Below are 18,324 nucleotides of genomic sequence, written 5' to 3'. Positions count from 1 at the left end.
TTTGTAGCGTTTGCCTAGAGCACTGTAACACTTAAGCTGTTTTAGCTTGCTGCTGCCAGTGCTCAGGCAAGGGCCTCAGAGCCGGAACTCGTGGCCCAGGTAGACTTCCTTGACCAGATCGTTGGCCAGAATGGTCTCGGCATCGCCTTCGGCGATCAGTTGACCATCGTTGACGATGTAGGCTGTCTCACAGATATCCAGCGTCTCGCGGACGTTGTGGTCGGTGATCAACACACCGATACCCTTGGCCTTGAGGTGATGAATGATCTGCTTGATGTCACCTACCGAGATCGGGTCGACGCCAGCGAACGGTTCATCCAGGAGGATGAACTTGGGTGCCGTGGCCAGGGCGCGGGCAATCTCGACACGGCGGCGTTCGCCACCGGAAAGGCTCATGCCGAGGTTGTCGCGGATGTGGCTGATATGGAATTCCTGCAGCAGGCTTTCCAGCTCCTTGCGACGGCCGTCACGGTCGAGTTCCTTGCGCGTTTCGAGGATCGCCATGATGTTGTCGGCAACCGACAGCTTGCGGAAGATCGACGCTTCCTGCGGCAGGTAGCCAATCCCGGCACGGGCGCGGCCGTGCATGGGTTGGTGGCTGACGTCATTGTTGTCGATCAGCACGCGGCCCTGATCGGCCTGAACCAGGCCTACGATCATGTAGAAGCAGGTGGTCTTGCCGGCACCGTTGGGGCCGAGCAAGCCGACGATCTGGCCGCTGTCGATCGACAGGCTGACGTCGCGAACCACCTGGCGGCCCTTGTAGCTCTTGGCCAGATGCTGGGCTTTGAGAGTCGCCATTTACTCGGCCTTCTTCTTCGGCTGGATCACCATGTCGATGCGCGGACGCTTGGTCGTGGCGGCGCCACCGGCATTGCCTGCGGTTGCCACCTGCGACTTGGTGTTGTAGACGATCTTCTCGCCTTCGGTGGTGTTGCTTTCATTCTCGACCTTGGCGCGGTCGGTCAGAATCACCGTGTCTTTTTGCGCCTGGTATTGAATCGTCACGGCCCAGCCTTTCATCTTGTCGGGCTTGGCGGCGTCCTGCTGTTGCTCGAAGTAGGCCAGGTTGCCCACCGAAGTCACCACGTCGATGTCGCCATTGGCGGCACGGGTCATGGTCACGGTGTTGCCTTTGATCATCATCGAACCTTGGGTGATGATCACGTCGCCGCGGTAGGTAGCTACGCCTTGTTTGTCATCCAGGTGAGCGTCGTCGGCCTGGATACGAATTGGCTGGTCACGATCGTTCGGCAGGGCCAAGGCGCTCGCGCTTCCCAGTGCTGCGCTCAGGCTGAGCAAAAAAGGGAGGGTTTTAACGAGCCTCATACTGTCCTCTTACGTTGGACAGCAGGTCCATCCTGCCGTCTTTCAAATACGCTTTCATGCCAACGCCGGTGGTGGTGCCGCCGGCGCCGTCGATTCTAACGGCTTGCTCGGTCTGCGCATATTGCTTCTGCGGGAACACCGTCATGCGCGTGCTGGTAATGATGGTTTCGCGTTGTTTTTCGTCGGTGCGAGCAACCCGTACCTTGTCGATCAGCTCGACCTCGGTGCCATCCGGGTTGACCTCTGCACGCACGCTCTGGACATGCCAGGGATACGCGGTGCCGCGATACATGTGCAGGTCTGGCGTGGTCAGCAGTGTGACTTCGCTGGCCTTGAGGTGCTCGACCTTGTCGGCGGTCATTTCATATTGCATCTTGCCGTCAGGCAAGAACTGCACGCTGTGGGCATTGATCGCATAGTAGTCGATGGCGCTTTCGTCGACCTGCGCCTGTGGCTTGTCGAGGAAGCTCTCGGGGCTGACGTTCCAGTAGCCGACCGCTACCAGCAGGGCAGCGATCAGCCCCAGCAGCGCGATGTTTTTAGCTTTTTTGCTCAACATGTGCGGCCTTACAGGTAGTTGGCGTTGGCAGCGTCCAGGGTACCCTGGGCCTGCATGATCAGTTCACAGAACTCGCGGGCAGCACCTTCGCCGCCGCAGGCCTGGGTTACCCCGTGGGCGTTCTCGCGGACGAACACGGCAGCGTTGGCTACGGCCATGCCCAGGCCGACCCGGCGAATCACCGGCAGGTCGGGCAGGTCGTCGCCCAGGTAGGCGACCTGCTCATAGCTTAGGCCCAGTTCAGCGAGCAGGCCGTCCAGAACCACCAGTTTATCCTCGCGGCCCTGAAACAGGTGCGGGATGCCGAGGTTCTTCGCCCGACGCTCGACCACCGGGGTCTTGCGCCCGCTGATGATTGCCGTAGTCACACCCGAGGCCATGAGCATCTTGATGCCCTGGCCGTCGAGGGTATTGAAGGTCTTGAATTCGCTGCCGTCTTCAAGGAAGTACAGGCGGCCGTCGGTGAGTACACCGTCGACGTCGAAAACGGCCAGCTTGATAGCTTTGCCGCGTTGCAGGATGTCTTCGCTCATGGCATCTCCGTTCATCACATGACTCCGGCGCGGAGCAGGTCGTGCATGTTCAGCGCGCCGGTCGGGCGATCGTGCTGATCGACCACGACGAGGGCGCCGATCTTGTGGTCTTCCATGATCTTCAAGGCTTCAGCGGCGAGCATCTCGGCGCGGGCAGTCTTGCCGTGCACGGTCATCACCTCATCGATCAGGGTGGTGTGTACATCGATATTGCGGTCCAGGCTGCGGCGCAGGTCGCCGTCAGTGAACACGCCAGCCAGGGTACCGTCGTTTTCCAGGACGACGGTCATGCCCAAACCTTTACGGGACATTTCCAGCAGCGCTTCCTTGAGCAGGGTGCCACGTCGCACCTGCGGCAGCTCGTCGCCCGAGTGCATGACGTTTTCGACCTTGAGCAGCAAACGTCGGCCAAGGGCGCCGCCGGGGTGCGAGAAGGCGAAATCCTCGGCCGAGAAGCCGCGGGCCTCAAGCAGGGCGATCGCCAGGGCGTCGCCGAGCACCAGCGCTGCGGTGGTCGAGGAAGTTGGTGCCAGGTTCAGCGGGCAGGCTTCCTGCGCCACGCGCGCATCGAGGTTGGCCTCGGCCGCTTGCGCCAGCTGTGAATCGGGGTTGCCGGTGAGGCTGATCAGCTGAATGCCAAGGCGCTTGATCAATGGCAGCAGGGTGACGATCTCGGCAGTGCTGCCGGAGTTGGACAGCGCCAGGATTACGTCATCACGGGTGATCATGCCCATGTCACCGTGGCTGGCTTCGGCCGGATGGACAAAAAATGACGGCGTACCGGTACTGGCCAGGGTCGCCGCGATCTTGTTGCCGATATGCCCGGACTTGCCCATGCCAACCACGACCACACGGCCTTTGCTGGCCAGAATCAGTTCGCAGGCCTTGACGAAATTGTCGTCGATACGCGGCAACAGGCCCTCAACAGCCTCGAGTTCCAGGCGCAAAGTGCGCTGGGCAGATTGGATCAGCTCGCTGGATTGGCTCATGTCGAAAAGCAATGCCTGATGAAAAGGCGCCGATTATAGCCGCAATGTGCGAAAGGCTCATCACTGGATTGTCATAAGCCTGTTGCGGCCGCCTGTCATTCGCCTGAATGACGCTGCGATAGCCTTGGGGCGGGCCCGCCTGCGGTGCTATAGTTCGCCGCTGATCCGGCCCGGGTGGGGCGTGTGTGCCTTCACGATGAGGGCAGGCGTCCATTGGACGAGGCTGTATTGCAAGGAGTCTAGATGAGTGTGGATAGCGCCTACGCGGTCGAGTTGAAGGGGGTTACCTTCAAGCGCGGTTCGCGCAGCATTTTCAGTAATGTCGACATCCGCATCCCGCGCGGAAAGGTCACTGGCATCATGGGGCCATCGGGGTGCGGCAAGACCACCCTGTTGCGCCTGATGGGCGCCCAGCTGCGCCCCGCCAGCGGCGAAGTGTGGGTGGCCGGGCAGAATTTGCCGACGCTGTCGCGCAGTGATCTGTTCGACGCACGCAAGCAGATGGGCGTGCTGTTTCAGAGCGGTGCATTGTTCACCGACCTCGACGTGTTCGAGAACGTTGCCTTCCCGCTGCGGGTGCACACCGAGCTGTCGGAAGAGATGATCCGCGACATCGTCCTGATGAAACTGCAGGCCGTTGGCCTGCGCGGCGCCATCGATCTGATGCCCGACGAACTCTCCGGCGGCATGAAGCGGCGGGTGGCGTTGGCGCGGGCGATTGCCCTGGACCCGCAGATCCTCATGTACGACGAGCCATTCGTCGGCCAGGACCCTATCGCGATGGGTGTTCTGGTGCGTTTGATCCGTCTGCTCAACGATGCCTTGGGCATTACCAGTATCGTCGTGTCGCACGACCTGGCGGAAACCGCGAGCATCGCCGACTACATCTATGTAGTGGGTGATGGCCAGGTGCTGGGTCAGGGCACTCCGGACGAGCTGATGGGCTCGGACAATCCGCGCATCCGCCAATTCATGAAGGGCGATCCGGACGGACCGGTACCTTTCCATTTTCCTGCGCCTGACTACCGCGCCGATCTGCTGGGGACGCGTTGATGCGCCGAAGATCCTTACTTGAACGCGTACGCCTGCTCGGTCGCTCGGCCATCGATGTAGTGGCAGTACTGGGTCGTTCGTGCCTGTTCCTGGGCCACGCCCTGGTCGGCCGCGGCGGGCTTGGCGGTGGCTTCCAGTTGCTGGTCAAGCAGCTTTATTCGGTCGGCGTACTGTCGCTGGCGATCATTGTCGTCTCCGGCATGTTCATCGGCATGGTGCTGGCCCTGCAGGGCTACAGCATCCTCACCAAATACGGCTCCGAGCAAGCGGTCGGGCAGATGGTTGCCCTGACGCTGTTGCGCGAACTCGGCCCGGTCGTCACCGCGCTGCTGTTTGCCGGTCGCGCGGGCTCTGCGTTGACTGCCGAAATCGGCAACATGAAGTCCACCGAGCAGTTGTCGAGCCTGGAAATGATCGGCGTCGACCCACTCAAGTACATCGTTGCACCGCGGCTGTGGGCCGGCTTCATTTCGCTGCCGCTGCTGGCGCTGATGTTCAGCGTGGTGGGGATCTGGGGTGGCTCGTGGGTGGCAGTCGACTGGCTGGGTGTCTACGAAGGCTCGTTCTGGGCCAACATGCAGAACAGTGTTTCATTCACCGATGACGTGCTCAACGGCCTGGTCAAAAGCCTGGTGTTTGCCTTCGTCGTGACCTGGATTGCCGTTTTCCAGGGGTATGACTGTGAGCCCACTTCAGAGGGGATCAGCCGTGCCACCACCAAGACCGTGGTCTATGCCTCGTTGGCAGTGCTGGGTCTGGACTTTATTCTGACCGCCTTGATGTTTGGAGATTTCTGATGCAAAACCGCACCCTGGAAATCGGTGTCGGCCTGTTCCTCCTGGCCGGGATCCTGGCGTTGCTGCTGCTGGCCCTGCGTGTCAGCGGGCTATCGGCCAGCCCGACCAGCGATACCTATAAAGTTTACGCGTACTTCGACAATATCGCCGGTTTGACGGTCAGAGCTAAAGTGACCATGGCCGGTGTGACCATCGGCAAGGTCACGGCCATCGATCTGGATCGCGATTCCTACACCGGTCGGGTCACGCTGCAACTGGACAAGAACGTCGATAATCTGCCGGTCGACTCCACTGCATCGATCTTGACCGCCGGGTTGCTCGGCGAGAAGTACATCGGTATCAGCGTGGGTGGTGAGGATCAGGTGCTCAAAGATGACAGCACCATCCATGACACCCAGTCTGCCCTGGTACTGGAAGATCTGATTGGCAAGTTCCTGCTCAATACTGTTGGCAAAGAACCGAAAGAAGCCAACCCAGCTAATTAAGGAGTTTCCATGATCTCGATCCTGCGACGCGGTTTGCTGGTCCTGCTGGCGGCTTTCCCCCTGCTGACCACCGCTGCACCTGGGCAAACCGCCCGGGAAGTGATTCAGACCACTACCAATCAGTTGCTCAGCGACCTCAAGGCCAACAAGCAGCAATACAAGGCTGACCCGCAGGCGTTCTACGATGCTCTCAACAGCAACCTCGGCCCGGTGGTCGACGCTGATGGCATCTCCAAGAGCATCATGACCGTCAAGTATTCGCGCAAGGCTACGCCTGCGCAGATGCAGCGCTTCCAGGAGAACTTCAAGCGCAGCTTGATGCAGTTCTATGGCAATGCCTTGCTCGAGTACAACAACCAGGGCATCACCCTCGACCCTGCCAAGAGCGATGAAGGTGATCGCACCAGCGTGGGCATGAAGGTCACCGGTACCAATGGTTCGGTTTACCCGGTGCAATACACCATGGTCAAACTGGACGGCGAGTGGAAGGTGCGTAACGTCATCGTCAACGGCATCAACATCGGCAAGCTGTTCCGTGACCAGTTCGCCGACGCCATGTCGCGCAATGGCAATAACCTGGACAAGACCATCGACGGCTGGGCAGGTGAAGTGGCCAAGGCCAAGCAAACCGCCGACAGCTCGCCGGAGAAGGCAGTCAAATGAGTGAAACCAGCGTAAGCATGGCCGAGCCGGGCGTGCTGCGTCTGGCCGGCGTGCTGGACTTTCGCACGGGCCCAGCCCTGCGCAAGCAGGGCAAGGCACTGATTGCCGCCTGTGGTAAGCAGCAGGTAATGCTGGACTGCTCGGCGGTAGTCAAGTCGAGCAGTGTCGGCTTGTCGCTGCTGCTGGCGTTCATGCGTGATGCGCAGGCCGCAGGCAAGTCCTGGGCACTGCGTGGCATGCCTGACGACATGCGTGAAATCGCCGAGGTCTATGACCTCGATGAAGTGTTGGCGGGCTGATTGCCCGGCAAGGTGAAAAGGCCCCTCGGTCAGCGTGTCCATTCATGGGCTTCGCAGGCGAGGGGCTTTTTTGTATGATGGCCGACCCGCGCGCACAGGGCGCCGATTGAGGTTGAGCATGCAGGCCGTAGAAGTTAAGAGCTTCCTTGAAGCGAAATTGCCCGGAACCCGGGTCGAAGTTGAAGGCGAAGGCTGCAACTTCCAGTTGAACGTGATCAGCGACGAGCTGGCGGGGCAGAGCCCGGTAAAGCGTCAACAGGCGATCTATGCTCACCTGAATCCGTGGATTGCCGATGGCAGTATCCACGCGGTAACCATGAAATTTTTCAGCAGCGCAGCCTGGGCTGAGCGCACCTGAGCCAACTTGGCGGCGAGATCCTAATGGACAAACTGATTATTACTGGCGGCCCTCGTCTCGATGGCGAGATCCGCATTTCCGGGGCAAAGAACGCTGCCCTGCCGATCCTTGCAGCAACGCTGCTGTGCGATGGTCCAGTGACCGTCGGCAACCTGCCGCACCTGCACGACATCACCACCATGATCGAGCTGTTCGGGCGCATGGGCATCGAGCCTGTGATCGACGAGAAGCTGGCAGTCGAAATCGATCCGCGTGCAATCAAGACACTGGTTGCGCCGTACGAGCTGGTCAAGACCATGCGCGCCTCGATTCTGGTACTGGGGCCGATGGTCGCCCGCTTCGGCGAGGCTGAAGTTGCCCTGCCTGGCGGTTGCGCGATCGGTTCGCGTCCGGTTGACCTGCACATCCGCGGCCTGGAGGCCATGGGTGCAACAATCGAAGTCGAAGGCGGCTACATCAAGGCCAAGGCGCCTGAAGGCGGCCTGCGCGGTGCGCACTTCTTCTTCGACACGGTGAGCGTGACCGGCACCGAAAACATCATGATGGCTGCTGCTCTGGCCCGCGGCCGCAGCGTTCTGCAGAACGCTGCACGCGAACCTGAAGTGGTCGACCTGGCCAACTTCCTGATCGCCATGGGCGCCAACGTCCAGGGCGCAGGCACCGACACCATCACCATCGATGGCGTCGAGCGTCTGCACTCGGCTCACTACCGGGTCATGCCTGACCGTATCGAAACCGGCACTTACCTGGTGGCAGCTGCTGTCACTGGCGGTCGGGTCAAGGTCAAGGACACCGATCCGACCATCCTTGAAGCAGTCCTCGAGAAGCTCAAGGAAGCCGGCGCCGATATCACGACCGGCGAAGACTGGATCGAGCTGAACATGCATGGCAAGCGGCCCAAAGCCGTCAACCTGCGCACCGCTCCGTATCCGGCGTTCCCGACCGACATGCAGGCGCAGTTCATCTCGCTCAACGCCATTGCCGAAGGCACTGGTGCAGTGATCGAGACGATCTTCGAAAACCGCTTCATGCATGTTTACGAAATGCACCGCATGGGCGCGCACATCCAGGTCGAAGGCAACACTGCCATCGTTACCGGGGTCAAGACCCTCAAGGGCGCGCCAGTGATGGCCACCGACCTGCGTGCCTCGGCCAGCCTGGTGTTGTCGGCTCTGGTTGCCGAGGGCGACACCCTGATCGACCGCATCTACCACATCGACCGTGGTTACGAGTGCATCGAAGAGAAGCTGCAAATGCTCGGCGCGAAGATCCGCCGCGTACCGGGCTAACCTGCCCAGGCGCAAGGACGCGCCAACGAATTCAATGCAGCCGGGCTTTGCTCCCGGCTGCTGTAGCCGCTTAAGGACCGACGTTTGCCATGTTGACCATCGCGCTATCCAAAGGCCGCATTCTCGACGATACCCTGCCGTTGCTGGCCGAAGCCGGTATCGTGCCCACCGAGAACCCGGACAAGAGCCGCAAGCTGATCATCCCCACGACTCAGGATGACGTGCGCCTGCTGATCGTGCGCGCCACCGACGTGCCGACCTATGTCGAGCATGGGGCGGCCGACCTCGGTGTGGCTGGCAAGGACGTGCTCATGGAGTACGGCGGCCAGGGCCTGTATGAGCCGCTGGACCTGCAGATCGCCTGCTGCAAGCTGATGACCGCCGGTGTTGTCGGCGCACCCGAGCCTAAGGGCCGTCTGCGTGTGGCCACCAAGTTCGTCAATGTTGCCAAGCGTTACTATGCCGAACAGGGCCGTCAGGTCGACATCATCAAGCTGTACGGCTCGATGGAACTGGCACCGCTGATCAACCTCGCCGACAAGATCATCGACGTGGTCGACACCGGCAATACCCTGCGTGCCAACGGCCTCGAGCCGCAAGAGCTGATCGCCATGGTCAGCTCGCGTCTGGTAGTGAACAAGGCTTCGATGAAGATGCAGCATGCGCGCATCCAGAGCCTGATCGACACCCTGCGCCAAGCGGTCGAGTCGCGACACCGCGGTTGACTCCTGCGCACGACCTTCGCTGTCGTGCCCGTCTATCCGCGCCATAGCCAATTTTCTCAGGTGCCCGCGCGGATCGACTGGTAGCCTAGGGCGCCTGAGCATTCGCTACTATTCGAGGCCCTCGCCATGACCGTGTCCACTGCAATTGCCCGTCTCAACGCCGCTGATCCGGATTTCGCCCGACATCTGGATCATCTGCTGAGCTGGGAGAGTGTGTCCGATGACGCGGTCAACCAGCGCGTGCTCGACATCATCAAAGCCGTCCGTGAGCGCGGTGATGCCGCCTTGGTCGAGTTCACCCAGCGTTTCGATGGCGTGCAGGCGACCTCCATCAACGATCTGATTCTTGACCGTGACCGGCTGGAGCTTGCGCTTACGCGGATTACCGCGAGCCAGCGTGAAGCCCTGGAAAAAGCCGCCGAGCGCGTGCGCAGCTACCACGAGCGGCAGAAGCAGGACTCCTGGCAGTACACTGAAGCAGACGGCACCGTGCTTGGCCAGAAGGTCACGCCACTGGACCGCGCTGGCTTGTACGTTCCCGGCGGCAAAGCGTCCTATCCGTCGTCGGTGTTGATGAACGCGATTCCGGCCAAGGTTGCCGGGGTTGGCGAAGTAGTCATGGTGGTGCCGACGCCGCGTGGCGAGCTCAACGAGCTGGTGCTCGCGGCGGCCTGCATCGCCGGGGTTGACCGGGTGTTCACGGTCGGCGGCGCTCAGGCCGTGGCTGCGCTTGCCTACGGCACCGAGAGCGTGCCGCAGGTCGACAAGATCGTCGGCCCGGGCAATATCTATGTGGCCACCGCCAAGCGCCATGTGTTCGGTCAGGTCGGCATCGACATGATCGCCGGCCCGTCGGAAATCCTGGTGGTCTGCGACGGCCAGACCGATCCGGACTGGATCGCCATGGACCTGTTCTCCCAGGCCGAGCACGATGAAGATGCCCAAGCCATTCTGGTCAGCCCGGATGCGGAGTTTCTGGATCGGGTGGCGGCCAGCATCGACAAGCTGATGCCGACCCTGGAGCGCGCCGAGATCATCGAAAAGTCGATCAATGGCCGTGGTGCACTGATCCACGTGCGCGACATGCAGCAGGCCATCGAAGTGGCCAACCGGATCGCTCCGGAGCACCTTGAGCTGTCGGTTGCCGACCCGCAGGCCTGGCTGCCGCAGATCCGCCACGCCGGTGCGATCTTCATGGGCCGCCACACCAGCGAGGCGCTGGGCGATTACTGCGCAGGCCCCAACCACGTCCTGCCAACCTCCGGCACTGCGCGCTTCTCGTCGCCGCTGGGCGTGTATGACTTCCAGAAACGCTCGTCGATCATCTTCTGTTCCGAGCAGGGCGCCTCCGAGCTCGGCCACACCGCATCGGTGCTGGCCCGTGGCGAATCGCTGACGGCCCACGCCCGCAGCGCCGAATACCGTATCCGCACCACTGCCGAGGGCAACTGAACATGAGTCGATTCTGGAGCCCATTCGTCAAGGACCTGGTGCCTTACGTACCCGGTGAGCAGCCCAAGCTGACCCGCCTGATCAAGCTCAACACCAATGAAAACCCCTATGGCCCGTCGCCCAAGGCACTGGAGGCCATGCGTGGGGAGCTGAACGACAACCTGCGGCTGTACCCGGACCCTAACAGTGACCGGCTCAAGCAGGCCGTTGCCGAGTATTACGGGGTGAGCAGCGGCCAGGTGTTTGTCGGCAATGGCTCGGACGAGGTACTTGCGCACATTTTCCATGGCCTGTTCCAGCACGGCGCGCCGCTGCTGTTCCCTGATGTGAGCTACAGCTTCTATCCGGTGTACTGCGGCCTGTACGGCATTGCGTTCGAGCAGATCGCCCTGGACGAGCAGTTCCAGATCCGCGTCGAAGATTATGCCAAGCCCAACGGCGGCATCATCTTCCCCAACCCGAACGCGCCTACGGGTTGCCTGTTGGCGCTGGAGGCGATCGAGCAGTTGCTGCAGGCCAACCCTGACTCGGTGGTGGTGGTAGACGAAGCCTACATCGACTTCGGCGGCCAGACGGCGATCAGCCTGGTCGACCGTTACGACAACCTGCTGGTCACCCAGACCTTGTCCAAGTCGCGCTCGCTGGCCGGCCTGCGGGTAGGCTTGGCGGTCGGCCACCCGGACCTGATCGATGCGCTGGAGCGGATCAAGAACAGCTTCAACTCGTATCCGCTCGACCGCATGGCGATCGTCGGCGCCGCTGTAGCGTTCGAGGACCGCGAGTACTTCGACGAGACCTGTCGCCAGGTCATCGACAGCCGCGAGGCCTTGGTCGCGCAGCTGCAGGCCAAGGGTTTCGAGGTGCTGCCGTCAGCGGCCAACTTCATCTTTGCCCGCCACCCGCAGCACGATGCTGCCGAGCTTGCGGCGCGCCTGCGCGAGCAAGGGGTGATCGTGCGTCACTTCAAACAAGCGCGAGTTGCCCAGTTCCTGCGCATCACCATCGGTACGCCGCAGATGAACCAGGCGCTGGTCGATGCCCTGGGCTGAGTAAGCCAGGCGGCCCGGCCCTCACTTGCGAGGGCCGGCTTTGCTCATCGGACTTGATGACAATCTCCAACAGCAACAGCGTCAGTACCACCAGCCCGATGACGATACCCATGGCTATGTGATTACGCATTCACGTCCAGCCCTGTAAAAAAGCGCTACAGCCTCCCAAAGCCGCACCGCAGCCGCAACTGACAAAAATGCCAAGTGGCGGCAGGCCAGCTTTCAGTTACAATCCGATAATTCATAGGATGATTGGTTGAGTTGGCTGTGACATGGGAAACGAACTGATCAAGCGTTCGCTGGTTGAGCTGGCGGTCGAGCAATTGCGTCGGCGTATCGTCGAGGGCAGTTGGAAAGTAGGTGAGCGCCTGCCGACCGAGCCAGAGCTGGCCGCCGAGCTGGGCATCAGCCGCAATACCGTACGCGAGGCCATGCGCGTGCTTGCTTTCAGCGGCCTGGTCGAAGTCCGCCAGGGTGATGGCAGCTACCTACGTACCGCGCAGGATCCGCTCCACGCGATACAGGCCATGGCCCGCTGCACGCCCGAACAGGCGCGCGAGACCCGCCACATTCTCGAGGCTGAAGCGATTGGTCTGGCAGCCCTGCGGCGCACCGAGCAGGACCTGCTGGAGCTGCGCGCAGCCCTTGCCGGCAGCGCCGAGCACTATCACGCCGACCTCGATACCTATGTGCACTGCGATCTGCTGTTCCACCAGCGCCTGGTCGATGCCGCGCACAATCCTGCCTTGAGCGAGCTGTACCGATACTTCTCCGGTGTGGTGGCCGCTGCCCTGGAACGCAACATGAGCGCGCTGCCGCGCTGCCAGGCGGTGTTCGATCTGCACGGAGAGATTCTCGATGCGGTTGAACAGCGCGATCCGGAACGGGCCAAGCGTCTGTGCCGGGCCCTTATCGAATCCTGACTGCGAGACCATCATGGCTGACCAACTGACCCGCTCTGCGCCTGTGCGTGAGACCGAACTGGATGAACTGCTGATCGATGCCGAGGCCGATGACGAACAGGTGCAGCAGCCGCCAGCCATTCACCGGCCCTGGCTGTTGCTGTTGGGGCTGGTGCTGGTTGCGCTGAATCTGCGGCCGGCCTTGTCGAGCATGGCGCCAGTACTCGGCCAGGTTGCCGAGAGCCTGGGCCTGAGTGCTGCGCAGTCGGGCCTGCTGACGACCTTGCCGGTGCTGTGCCTGGGTTTGTTTGCGCCACTGGCGCCGTTGCTGGCACGCCGCTTCGGCAGTGAGCGGGTGGTATTGGGCATTCTCTTCACGTTGGCCCTGGGGATTGTCCTGCGCAGTACGTTCGGCGCGACCGGCGTATTTCTCGGCAGCCTGCTGGCGGGGGCGAGTATCGGCGTCATTGGTGTGCTCTTGCCCGGTATCGTCAAGCGCGACTTTCCCAAGCATGCCGGGACTTTGACCGGTGTCTACACCATGGCCTTGTGCCTGGGTGCAGCGCTGGCCGCTGGCGCCACCGTGCCGCTGAGCCACGCCTTGGGCGACAGCTGGTCGCTCGGTCTGGGCTTCTGGATGCTGCCGGCTCTGCTGGCGATGCTGGTGTGGTTGCCGCAGGCGAAGCAGCGGCATGCGGGGCACAAAGTCGCTTATCGCGTGCGTGGCCTGTGGCGTGACCCGCTGGCGTGGCAAGTGACGCTGTACATGGGCTTGCAGTCGTCGCTGGCGTATATCGTGTTTGGCTGGCTGCCGTCGATTCTGATCGGCCGTGGCCTGAGCCCCACCGAAGCAGGGCTGGTGTTGTCCGGTTCGGTCATCGTGCAGCTGATCAGCGCGCTGAGTGCGCCGTGGCTGGCGACCCGCGGCAAGGATCAGCGGCTGGCGATTGTGCTGGTCATGCTGGTAACACTGGTGGGTTTGTTTGGCTGCTTGTACGCGCCGTTGGGTGGGCTGTGGGGCTGGGCGGTATTGCTTGGGCTGGGGCAGGGCGGCACTTTCGCCCTGGCGCTGACCCTGATCGTGCTGCGCTCCAAAGATGCCCACGTGGCCGCCAATCTGTCGAGCATGGCTCAAGGCGTCGGTTACACCCTGGCGTCGATGGGACCCTTTGCCGTTGGCGTGGTGCATGATCTGACGGGCGGCTGGGCTGCCTTGGGGTGGATCTTTGCCGTGATCGGTGGCGGTGCCATCCTGTTTGGCCTCAAGGCCGGCCGGGCGCTGCATGTACAGGTGACCTGTGAGCGTATCCAAGGCTGAGCAGGGCCTGGCATTCACCTGGCAAATGAGCGTGGCAATCCCTGGCGTCTGGCTTTATCGTGCCGCTGTTGACCCAGACCATGGATGCCACGCATGAGCGACACCTCACACGCCCTGATTACCCGCTTCTACCAGGCGTTCCAGCGTCTGGATGCCGAGGCCATGATCGCCTGTTACAGCGCGGACATCGTCTTCACTGACCCGGTCTTCGGTACCTTGCGCGATCAGGAGGCGGGCGACATGTGGCGCATGCTCACCTCGCGCGCGCAAAACTTCAGCCTGACCTTCGATCAAGTGCGTGCCGAGCCAGGCGGCGCCAGCGCGCGTTGGGTGGCAACCTATCTGTTCAGCCAGACCGGGCGTACCGTGATCAACGATATCCGCGCACGGTTCGTGATCGAGGACGGTCTGATAACCGAACACCATGACAACTTCGACCTGTGGCGCTGGTCGCGCCAGGCATTGGGCATGCCTGGCGTGCTGCTGGGTTGGACGCCGCTGCTGCAGAACAAGGTGCGTCAGCAAGCGCGCAAGGGCTTGCAGGCGTTTACCGGAGCCCGTTGAGCTGGTCTAGTCTGCACCAACCGCCTGTTCCTCCGGGTGGTAGCTGAATCGAGCAGTGGCCGCGCTGGCGAGGTCCAGGCGAATGATTGGAATCACCGAGCCATTGGTACGTTGCCAGTCGCTCTGGTCTGCTTGCGCCTGCTGCAGTGCGTTGTACTTGCCGTCGATGTAGAAAAAAGCCTTGATCGGCAGTCGGTGCGACTCGGCCTCATCCCACGCTGCGATGATCACCTCGTTCCAAGGAAACGGCAGCTCGGCGGCGTAGTCGCGTTGGGTGACGATGGCCTGGTAGAAAGCATCGGCGCGCTCGGGAATGCGCTGGTCGCGCACATCGAAGGCGCACTGACGTTTGTAATCGCTACTGCTGCGGTAGTTCTCGATCCAGTCGGCGGCGGTGAGGACGCCTTGTTTGTGGCAGGCCATCTCGGTCTGCGCAGTCTGCGCGTTATCGCCGCAACCTTGCTCGTTACGCTCCCAGGAATCGCCGTCGGTTGGCCAGGCGCAGAGCACCTGATAGCGCAGTGATAGGCCCGGGCGCTGCATCAATGGGTACAGGATCAGCCCGCTGCGGGCATCTTCGGCGAGGTTTGAGGTGGTAATGTCGGCGCGCAGGTACGAGAACGAAACGCCTCCCTTGGCCTTGCTGTTCTGGCTATGATCCCAGGTGTGATAATCCGGCGAAGGCCGGGTCGGGCGCAGCAGCACGCCGGAGCAGGCGTGCGCAGGCTCGGCGCTGCCACCGCAGTTGCTGACGACATTGTCGTAGTTGTCCTGCAGGCGTTGTGCGGTCTGCGGGCCGATATCAGCGTGAGCTACCTTGGCGCCCACGCCGAAGGTAGCGAGCAGCGCTGCGGCGAAGATTTTCTTGGACATGATGAAGCCCTGTTGATGTGGGGCTCATCAAGCTAATGCCGGGCAGGAGCAAAGTCGTGAGTGAACAAGTTCCGCCTCGGGCGGAAAAACCCTGGTACGTATACCTGGTGCGCGCGCTGAATGGCTCGCTGTACTGCGGTATCAGTGATGATCCGCAGCGCCGCTTCAAGGTGCACCAGCAGGGGCGTGGTGCGCGCTATTTCAAGACCAGCCCGGCGCAGGCGCTGGTCTATGTCGAAGCCTGGCCAGACCGCTCCGAGGCGTTGCGTCAGGAGCGGCTGGTGAAGAAGCTGCGCAAGTCGGCCAAGGAAGCCTTGGTCGCTTCCTGGTCTGGTTTTACTCAGCCCGACGCTTGAGCTGATCGATCAGCTGGGTTGGCAGGCCCTTGATGATCAAGGTGCCGGCTTCTTCGTCATACTCCACTTTTGACCCGAGCAAGTGCGCCTCGAAGCTGATCGACAAGCCTTCGGCACGGCCGGTGAAGCGGCGGAACTGGTTCAGCGTGCGTTTGTCCGCCGGGATTTCTGGCGAGAGGCCGTAGTCCTTGTTGCGGATGTGATCGTAGAACGCCTTGGGCCGCTCTTCGTCGATCAGGCTGGAGAGCTCTTCAAGGCCGACCGGCTCGCCCATCTTGGTCTGGCTGGTGGCGTAGTCGACAAGCGTCTGGGTCTTCTCGCGCGCGGACTCTTCCGGCAGGTCTTCGCTCTCGACGAAATCACTGAACGCCTTGAGCAGGGTGCGTGTTTCGCCGGGGCCGTCGACGCCTTCCTGGCAGCCGATGAAGTCGCGGAAATACTCCGAGACCTTCTTGCCGTTCTTGCCCTTGATGAACGAGATGTACTGTTTAGAGTTGAGGTTGTTCTTCCACTCCGACAGGTTGATCCGTGCGGCCAGGTGCAACTGCCCCAGGTCTAGGTGGCGCGAGGGCGTTACGTCGAGCTCGGCGTTCACGGCCACGCCGTCACTGTGGTGAAGCAGGGCAATCGCCAGGTACTCGGTCATGCCTTGCTGGTAATGGGCGAACAGCACGTGGCCGCCGGTGGAGAGGTTTGACTCTTCCATCAGCTTTTGCAGGTGCTCGACGGCGGTGCGACTGAAGGCGGTGAAGCCTTGCTCGTCGTTCAGGTACTGCTTGAGCCAGCCACTGAACGGGTAGGCACCGGACTCACCATGGAAGTACCCCCAGGCCTTGCCCTGCTTGGCGTTGTAGTTGTCGTTGAGGTCGGCCAGGAGGTTTTCGATGGCGTCCGATGCGGCCAGCTCGTTGTCCCGTGCGTGGAGCACGGCGGGGCTGCCATCGGGCTTCTTGTCGATCAGGTGGACGATGCAATGACGGATAGGCATGGAAAATCTCGGCAGTAGCTGGAGCGCGGTTTGCGAGTACTCGCGGGGCGCTGGGCAAAGTGGCTAAGTTTAACCCAGACCACCAGAGATGCACTGGCCAGAAGTTGGCACAAATAGCGGTTGCTGGTTTTTTGTTCAATTTTTGCCAATTTATGTGAAAAGCCCCGAATTACCTGCATTAAATCGGCCCCGACAGCGGATATTTATCCGGTCCTGTGATACTTTTCGCGGTCTTGCGCTGCATCAATGGCGCATCGCTGGCAGATCACTTGCGTTATGTCGAACCAAACGCCGATTTGTGTATCTACATACGCAATTGGCGCGGCCCGCCGGAATTACCGGGCTGGCCCGATACCGACGTAGCATGCTGCATAACCTCTGAATTTTTTAGGGAAGGAACACCACCATGGCATTGACCAAAGACCAACTGATTGCCGACATCGCCGAAGCAATCGACGCGCCAAAAACCACCGCTCGTAACGCCCTGGAGCAACTTGGCCAGATCGTTGCCGACCAACTGGAAAACGGCGCCGAAATCACTCTGCCAGGCATCGGCAAGCTGAAAGTCTCGGAGCGTCCTGCCCGTACCGGCCGCAACCCTTCGACTGGCGCTGCCATCGAAATCGCTGCCAAGAAAGTCGTCAAGTTCGTACCTGCGAAAGTGCTGACCGACGCCGTCAACAAGTAATTGTCGACGCTTCGATAAACCGCGCCCGGCTTGCCGGGCGCGGTTTTTTTACGCCTGCGATTTGCCCTGGCGCTGCGCATGCCAGGCTTTGCGCGCAGCTGCGTCGTGGAAGCTCCAGGCAACCACGCGGCTCTGTTTCTGCCCTTGGCCCATTGCCAGCGTCTGTACTGCTACGGCGCCAGCCTTTTTCAGTGCGGCTTCGATCACCGGCAGGTTACTCGCCTTGGATACCAGGCTGGTGAACCACAGCACCTGCGGCGCGCAGGCGACGCTCTCGCTGATCAGCTGGCTGACGAAGCGGATTTCGCCGCCTTCACACCACAGCTCATTGTTTTGCCCGCCGAAGTTCAACACCGGCAGCTTGCGCTTGGGGTCTTGCTTGCCGAGGTTTTTCCATTTGCGCTGGCTGCCACGGGTAGCCTCGTCGCGCGAGCTGTGGAAGGGGGGGTTGCTCAGCGTCACATCGAATCGCTCGTCGGGCTGTAGCAGGCCGCTGAGGATGTGCTTGCTGTTGCTTTGCTGGCGCAGGGCAACGGCCTTGTTGAGGCCATTGGCCTGTACGATGGCTTTGGCCGAAGCCAGCGCCACCGGGTCGATATCCGAGCCGAGGAAGCTCCAGCGGTAGTCGCTGTGGCCGAGCAGGGGATAGATGCAATTGGCGCCGACGCCGACGTCCAGCGCGCGTACCTGAGGGCCGCGGGGGATTTCACCGCCGTTATCGGCAGCCAGCAGATCGGCGAGGACGTGCAGGTAATCGGCGCGGCCAGGGATCGGCGGGCACAGGTAGTCGGCCGGAATATCCCAGTGCTGGATACCGTACTGAGCCTTGAGCAGTGCGCGGTTGAACACGCGCACGGCTTCGGGGTTGGCGAAGTCGATGCTGGGGTTGCCGTAGGGGTTGGTGATGGTGAAACGGCCAAGGTCAGGGTGGGCCTTGATCAGGGCGGGGAAGTCGTAACGGCCCTGGTGGCGGTTTCTTGGGTGCAGGTTGGGTTTTGCGGTCATGGTCGGATCCGGTGTTGCAAGCCTTGGGGCCGCTTTGCGGCCCTTTCGCG

23 protein-coding genes are annotated in these 18,324 nt (G+C 61.6%); 15 read left to right on the top strand and 8 right to left on the bottom strand.

Going from position 1 to position 18,324, the window contains the following annotated elements:
• Positions 1–75 precede the first annotated feature (75 nt).
• Genes lptB through HU736_RS12535 form a run of 5 tightly spaced genes read right to left on the bottom strand, consistent with a single transcriptional unit; the run spans position 76 to position 3,410 of the window.
• Entirely contained in the window at positions 76–801 is a 726-nt protein-coding gene (gene lptB / locus HU736_RS12555; RefSeq protein WP_101316860.1) for an LPS export ABC transporter ATP-binding protein, read from the bottom strand.
• Entirely contained in the window at positions 802–1,329 is a 528-nt protein-coding gene (gene lptA / locus HU736_RS12550; RefSeq protein ID WP_101316862.1) for a lipopolysaccharide transport periplasmic protein LptA, read from the bottom strand.
• Positions 1,316–1,888 carry an LPS export ABC transporter periplasmic protein LptC gene (gene lptC, locus HU736_RS12545; protein ID WP_186697496.1) on the bottom strand — a complete coding sequence of 191 codons (573 nt, stop codon included), beginning with the start codon at positions 1,886–1,888 and terminating at the stop codon, positions 1,316–1,318. Before lptC ends, lptA begins: the two co-directional genes overlap by 14 nt.
• An 8-nt stretch (positions 1,889–1,896) precedes the next feature.
• Positions 1,897–2,421 carry a KdsC family phosphatase gene (locus HU736_RS12540; protein ID WP_186697498.1) on the bottom strand — a complete coding sequence of 175 codons (525 nt, stop codon included), beginning with the start codon at positions 2,419–2,421 and terminating at the stop codon, positions 1,897–1,899.
• 14 nt (positions 2,422–2,435) lie between these two features.
• Positions 2,436–3,410, bottom strand: a complete 975-nt coding sequence (locus HU736_RS12535; protein ID WP_101316866.1) for a KpsF/GutQ family sugar-phosphate isomerase — start codon at positions 3,408–3,410, stop codon at positions 2,436–2,438.
• A 243-nt stretch (positions 3,411–3,653) separates the two neighbouring features.
• Between HU736_RS12535 and HU736_RS12530 the strand changes: the two genes are divergently transcribed.
• The 13 genes from HU736_RS12530 to HU736_RS12470 all read left to right on the top strand — a co-directional run bounded on the left by HU736_RS12530 (position 3,654) and on the right by HU736_RS12470 (position 14,364).
• Positions 3,654–4,463 (top strand): ATP-binding cassette domain-containing protein, encoded by an 810-nt coding sequence (locus tag HU736_RS12530; RefSeq protein ID WP_101316869.1) that lies wholly within the window; start codon positions 3,654–3,656, stop codon positions 4,461–4,463.
• Positions 4,463–5,260, top strand: coding sequence for a lipid asymmetry maintenance ABC transporter permease subunit MlaE (gene mlaE / locus HU736_RS12525; RefSeq protein ID WP_101316871.1), 798 nt, complete (start codon positions 4,463–4,465; stop codon positions 5,258–5,260). Before HU736_RS12530 ends, mlaE begins: the two co-directional genes overlap by 1 nt.
• Complete coding sequence (gene mlaD, locus HU736_RS12520; protein WP_101316874.1) at positions 5,260–5,745, top strand: outer membrane lipid asymmetry maintenance protein MlaD; 486 nt, start codon at positions 5,260–5,262, stop codon at positions 5,743–5,745. Before mlaE ends, mlaD begins: the two co-directional genes overlap by 1 nt.
• A gap of 9 nt (positions 5,746–5,754) precedes the next feature.
• Complete coding sequence (locus HU736_RS12515) at positions 5,755–6,408, top strand: MlaC/ttg2D family ABC transporter substrate-binding protein (protein WP_186697500.1); 654 nt, start codon at positions 5,755–5,757, stop codon at positions 6,406–6,408.
• Positions 6,405–6,707, top strand: coding sequence for an STAS domain-containing protein (locus tag HU736_RS12510; RefSeq protein ID WP_103436184.1), 303 nt, complete (start codon positions 6,405–6,407; stop codon positions 6,705–6,707). The genes HU736_RS12515 and HU736_RS12510 overlap by 4 nt, the downstream gene beginning before the upstream one ends.
• Before the next feature lie 118 nt (positions 6,708–6,825).
• Positions 6,826–7,065, top strand: coding sequence for a BolA family protein (locus tag HU736_RS12505; RefSeq protein ID WP_101316880.1), 240 nt, complete (start codon positions 6,826–6,828; stop codon positions 7,063–7,065).
• A 23-nt stretch (positions 7,066–7,088) separates the two neighbouring features.
• On the top strand, positions 7,089–8,354 hold the full coding sequence (gene murA / locus HU736_RS12500; RefSeq protein ID WP_103436185.1) for a UDP-N-acetylglucosamine 1-carboxyvinyltransferase: 1,266 nt from the start codon (positions 7,089–7,091) through the stop codon (positions 8,352–8,354).
• Between the two features lie 89 nt (positions 8,355–8,443).
• Entirely contained in the window at positions 8,444–9,079 is a 636-nt protein-coding gene (gene hisG, locus HU736_RS12495) for an ATP phosphoribosyltransferase (protein WP_101316884.1), read from the top strand.
• Between the two features lie 126 nt (positions 9,080–9,205).
• Positions 9,206–10,531, top strand: coding sequence for a histidinol dehydrogenase (gene hisD / locus HU736_RS12490; protein WP_103436186.1), 1,326 nt, complete (start codon positions 9,206–9,208; stop codon positions 10,529–10,531).
• A gap of 2 nt (positions 10,532–10,533) precedes the next feature.
• Positions 10,534–11,580, top strand: a complete 1,047-nt coding sequence (gene hisC, locus HU736_RS12485; RefSeq protein WP_150570827.1) for a histidinol-phosphate transaminase — start codon at positions 10,534–10,536, stop codon at positions 11,578–11,580.
• Positions 11,581–11,852: 272 nt separating this feature from the next.
• Positions 11,853–12,503 carry a FadR/GntR family transcriptional regulator gene (locus HU736_RS12480; RefSeq protein ID WP_101316890.1) on the top strand — a complete coding sequence of 217 codons (651 nt, stop codon included), beginning with the start codon at positions 11,853–11,855 and terminating at the stop codon, positions 12,501–12,503.
• A gap of 13 nt (positions 12,504–12,516) precedes the next feature.
• The gene (locus HU736_RS12475) at positions 12,517–13,800 is read left to right on the top strand and encodes a CynX/NimT family MFS transporter (RefSeq protein WP_103436188.1); all 1,284 of its coding nucleotides are present in this window, start codon (positions 12,517–12,519) and stop codon (positions 13,798–13,800) included.
• 93 nt (positions 13,801–13,893) lie between these two features.
• The gene (locus tag HU736_RS12470) at positions 13,894–14,364 is read left to right on the top strand and encodes a nuclear transport factor 2 family protein (protein ID WP_186697502.1); all 471 of its coding nucleotides are present in this window, start codon (positions 13,894–13,896) and stop codon (positions 14,362–14,364) included.
• 6 nt (positions 14,365–14,370) lie between these two features.
• Here HU736_RS12470 and HU736_RS12465 read toward each other — a convergent pair whose 3' ends face one another.
• Complete coding sequence (locus HU736_RS12465; RefSeq protein ID WP_186697504.1) at positions 14,371–15,237, bottom strand: hypothetical protein; 867 nt, start codon at positions 15,235–15,237, stop codon at positions 14,371–14,373.
• 56 nt (positions 15,238–15,293) lie between these two features.
• On the opposite strand from HU736_RS12465, the gene HU736_RS12460 reads away from it, so the two are divergent.
• Positions 15,294–15,593 (top strand): GIY-YIG nuclease family protein, encoded by a 300-nt coding sequence (locus HU736_RS12460; protein ID WP_103436191.1) that lies wholly within the window; start codon positions 15,294–15,296, stop codon positions 15,591–15,593.
• Here the strand turns inward: HU736_RS12460 and yejK are convergent.
• Positions 15,574–16,581: a nucleoid-associated protein YejK gene (yejK, locus tag HU736_RS12455; RefSeq protein WP_103436192.1), complete on the bottom strand. Its 1,008-nt coding sequence runs from the start codon at positions 16,579–16,581 to the stop codon at positions 15,574–15,576. The genes HU736_RS12460 and yejK overlap by 20 nt on opposite strands.
• Positions 16,582–16,987: 406 nt before the next feature.
• Between yejK and HU736_RS12450 the strand changes: the two genes are divergently transcribed.
• Positions 16,988–17,269, top strand: a complete 282-nt coding sequence (locus HU736_RS12450; RefSeq protein WP_029613585.1) for an HU family DNA-binding protein — start codon at positions 16,988–16,990, stop codon at positions 17,267–17,269.
• A 48-nt stretch (positions 17,270–17,317) separates the two neighbouring features.
• Here the strand turns inward: HU736_RS12450 and rlmF are convergent, their stop codons facing one another.
• A complete protein-coding gene (rlmF, locus tag HU736_RS12445; protein ID WP_103436193.1) occupies positions 17,318–18,274 on the bottom strand; it encodes a 23S rRNA (adenine(1618)-N(6))-methyltransferase RlmF in 957 nt (318 codons plus the stop codon).
• Positions 18,275–18,324: the final 50 nt, after the last annotated feature.

Origin of the sequence: Pseudomonas shirazensis (assembly GCF_014268785.2) — a bacterium.
In the GTDB taxonomy this organism is placed as follows: Bacteria; Pseudomonadota; Gammaproteobacteria; order Pseudomonadales; family Pseudomonadaceae; genus Aquipseudomonas; species Aquipseudomonas shirazensis.
This window is presented reverse-complemented; position numbering and strand designations above follow the sequence as displayed.